The organism is Bilophila sp. 4_1_30 (assembly GCF_000224655.1).
GTDB classification, from domain to species: domain Bacteria; phylum Desulfobacterota; class Desulfovibrionia; order Desulfovibrionales; family Desulfovibrionaceae; genus Bilophila; species Bilophila wadsworthia.
The window spans coordinates 608,432-611,026 of record NZ_JH114232.1; the positions used below are offsets into that span (position 1 = coordinate 608,432).

3 protein-coding genes are annotated in these 2,595 nt (G+C 62.2%); 1 reads left to right on the forward strand and 2 read right to left on the reverse strand.

Annotation, left to right across the window (positions count from 1 at the left end):
* Nucleotides 1-1,125, reverse strand: a 1,125-nt coding sequence (gene dnaX / locus HMPREF0178_RS09325) for a DNA polymerase III subunit gamma/tau (RefSeq protein WP_009380409.1), incomplete at its 3' end; no start/stop codon positions are given.
* Nucleotides 1,126-1,191: 66 nt separating this feature from the next.
* Nucleotides 1,192-2,115, reverse strand: coding sequence for a branched-chain amino acid transaminase (locus HMPREF0178_RS09330; RefSeq protein ID WP_009380411.1), 924 nt, complete (start codon nucleotides 2,113-2,115; stop codon nucleotides 1,192-1,194).
* A gap of 223 nt (nucleotides 2,116-2,338) precedes the next feature.
* On the opposite strand from HMPREF0178_RS09330, the gene HMPREF0178_RS09335 reads away from it, so the two are divergent.
* Nucleotides 2,339-2,572: a hypothetical protein gene (locus HMPREF0178_RS09335; RefSeq protein WP_009380414.1), complete on the forward strand. Its 234-nt coding sequence runs from the start codon at nucleotides 2,339-2,341 to the stop codon at nucleotides 2,570-2,572.
* The last annotated feature ends 23 nt before the right edge of the window (nucleotides 2,573-2,595 follow it).

Consider the following 2,595-nt stretch of genomic DNA (forward strand, 5'->3'; position numbering starts at 1 on the left):
CGTGGTGCGGGAGAGGGTTTCCAACGATACGAGGCGCGGCAGCAGGGCGAGGTTCAGGAGCAGCAGTTCCAGCGCGGCGGAAGGCTCAAGGCTGGTGAGCACCTGCCGCTGGCTTTCGAGCACCATTTGCCACGCGGCATGGATATACGCGGGATCGAACTGCGGCGCGAGGTCCAGCAGGCGCTGCTTTTCCGCGTCCGGCATGTCGAGCGCGGCGGTGGCCGCGGCCCCGGCCTGACGGATGAGGAACAAGTTACGCCACAACGTGGTCAGTTCGCGGAGGAAAAAGCCGAGATCCACGCCACGCTCCAGCAATTCCTGCGTCAGCGCGGCAACGGCGAGGCAGTCCTGAGCCTTGAGTGCGCTGAGAAGGCGCTCATAAAGCTCCTGTCCGGCAAGGCCGAGCACGCTGCGGGTGGAGGCTTCGGTCAGGTGGTCGCCGCCGAGGGCCAGCGTCTGGCCGAGCAGGGACATGCTGTCGCGCACGCTTCCGGCGGCACGGCGCGCAAGGAGGCGGACGGCGTTTTCCTCGAACGGGATGCCTTCCTTGTTGAGCACGCGCGTCAGATGGGCCACCAGTTCGGCTTCGGGGATGGCCTTGAAAATGAAATGCTGGCAGCGGCTGACGATCGTGATCGGAAATTTGTGGGCCTCGGTGGTGGCGAGGATGAACGTTGCGCGTGGCGGCGGTTCTTCCAGCGTCTTGAGCAGGGCGTTGAAGGATTCGCGCGTGAGCATGTGCGCTTCGTCGATGATGAAGACCTTGTAGCGGCCTTCCATCGGCGCGTAGGCGATGGCCTCGCGCAGGCGGCGGGCGTCGTCGATGCCGCGGTTGGACGCGCCGTCGATTTCCACCACGTCCACGTGGTTGCCCATCGTGATGCGGCGGCACTGCTCGCACTGGTTGCAGGGCTCGCCGGTGGGGGCGTGCACGCAATTCAGCGCCTTGGCGAAAATACGGGCGATGGTGGTCTTGCCCACGCCCCGGGTCCCGCTCAGCAGGTAGGCGGGCGCAACCTTGTCTTCCGCGGCGGCGCGGGAAAGGATGGCCTTGACGGTTTCCTGTCCCGTCACTTCAGCGAATGTCTGCGGACGGTAGCGGGCTGCGAGGGATGCGTGACTCATGCGGTATTGGGTTGCGCTGTGTGGCGGAGCCGGAACGGGGGAGGTTGCCCTCCCCCGTGGGCGGCTTTAGAACTTGTAGTTGGTCAGCCAGTGGCCGTAGCGGGGATCCTGCCCCTTGATCGCCTTGAAGTAGGCGGCCTGAAGCGCTTTGGTCACCGGGCCGGCATGGCCTTCGCCGATGGTGCGGTTGTCGAGTTCGCGGATGGGCGTCAATTCGGCGGCGGTGCCGCTGAAGAACGCTTCGTCGGCATAATAGACTTCATCGCGGGTGAACAGCTGTTCTTCCACGGTGTAGCCGAGATCGCGGGCGATCTTGATGATGGAGTCGCGGGTGATGCCGTCGAGGATGGCGGTCAGCGGCGGGGTCTTGATCACGCCGTTGCGGACGATGAAGAAGTTTTCGCCGGTCGCTTCGCAGACGTAGCCGTTGGTGTCGAGCATCAGGGCTTCGTCATAACCGTCCTGTTTGACTTCCATCTTGGCGAGCACGGAGTTCACATAGTTGCCGGCGGCCTTGGCCTTGCTCATCAGGGTGTTGACGTGCATACGGGCGAAGGAGCTGGTCTTGATGCGGATGCCCTTTTCGAGGGCTTCGGCTCCGAGGTAGGCGCCCCAGGGCCACACGGCGATGATGACGTGCGTGGGGTTGTTGCCGGGGAACACGCCCATGTCGCCTTCGCCGGCAAAGGCGAGGGGACGGATGTAGCCTTCGGAAAGCTTGTTGGCCACAACGGTTTCGACGATCGCCTTGGAAATTTCGTCGGCGGTATAGGGCATGTCGATGCCAAGGATCTTGGCGGAATTGACGAGGCGCTTGGAATGCTCCGGTAGACGGAAGACGGCGGAAGAACCGTCGGGGCAGGCGTAGGCGCGAATGCCTTCAAAGACGCCGGTGCCGTAATGCAGACCGTGGGCAAGCACATGGACCTGGGCCTGATCCCAAGGGACCAGCTTTCCGTCAAACCAGATGAATTCCGTTTTCTGAAGCATGGGATTACCTCTACAACCCCGCAGGGTGAATTCGTTTGTACGCTCCGGTAGATGAAGCGTTGCGATCCGTTACGCTAAGTGAAAGCGGGGCAGGGGTCAAGAGGTCCGGTCCTCCGTTCCGTGACAATCCTTCCTTTCCTATCGGGAGACTTTCCTTTTGGCGCGAAGCGACGTACTCTGATGTCCCCATTCCGGGGCATATTCGCATAAAAAAGGGATAGCAATGGATCAGTCTCTGCCTTTTGAAATACCCAACGTGACGGTCCTGCTCCAGCCAGAGGAACAGGTTCTCGAAATCCCCCGCCACAAGGTCAAGAATGTGAAACAGCTGCTCAAATACCTCGGCATCCGCGAGTGCACCGCCCTCGTGGCCCGGGGGCGCGAGTTGCTCACGCCCGATCGTGCCGTTCTTCCCCACGACAACCTGCTGGTCAGGAAAGTCACCTCGAGCGGTTGATGCGCGGGGGGGATGGAGATATT